1 protein-coding gene is annotated in these 859 nt (G+C 74.7%); it reads left to right on the forward strand.

Annotated elements, in window-relative coordinates; genetic code table 11:
* Window positions 1-680 (forward strand): type III PLP-dependent enzyme domain-containing protein (locus ACYVE9_RS28825; RefSeq protein ID WP_461030825.1); only part of this gene is annotated, 680 nt, incomplete at its 5' end.
* Window positions 681-859 lie beyond the last annotated feature (179 nt).

The raw sequence follows: 859 nt of genomic DNA on the forward strand, positions 1-859 counted from the left end.
TGGCGGACGTCGGCACGCTGCGGCTGGTCGGCGTCGCGGGGTACGAGGGTGAGGTGCCGGGCGCGACCACCGAGCGGGTGGCGGCCTGGCTGCGCCGGCTGGTGGCGCTGGCCGCGGACTTCGACCGTGCGGGCCGCTTCGCCGGGGTGGAGGAGATCGTGGTCAGCGCGGGTGGCAGCGCCTGGTTCGACACGGTCGCCGACGTCTTCGCGATCCTGCCGGAGCTGTCCGCGCCGGTGCTGCCGCTGCTGCGGTCGGGCGCCTACGTCTCGCACGACGACGGCCACTACCGGGAGCTGACCCCGTTCAACCGGGTGCCCGACGAGGGCGGACTGCTGCCTGCGTTCACGCTGTGGGCGCAGGTGGTGTCGCGTCCCGAACCGGGCCAGGCCTTCGTGAACGCCGGCAAGCGGGACGCCGCGTACGACCTGCACCTGCCGAGCCCGAAGGTGGTCCGCGACCCGCTGACGGGTGAGCAGCGGCCCGCCGACGGGATCACCCTCACCGCGCTGTCCGACCAGCACGGCTGGCTGGCGGTGGAGCCGGGTGTCGAACTGGCCGTCGGGGACTGGGTGGGCCTGGGCATGTCCCACCCGTGCACGATCTTCGACAAGTGGCAGCTGATCCCGCTGGTGGAGGCCGACGGCACGGTCGTCGACTACGTCCGCACCTTCTTCTGACCGCCCCGGCCCCCGCCCCACCCCGCCCGGAGACACCATGGATTCCGCCCCTCCCCCGACCGCCCCCGCTCACCGTGCCGCCGCGGACGGCGGTGAGCTGGTGTTCCGCGGTGCCCTGGTGGTGGACGGCACCGGCGGACCCGCCCGGCGCGGGGACGTCGTCGTCCGGGAGGGCCGCG

The sequence above is a fragment of the Streptomyces sparsus genome (assembly GCF_054776295.1).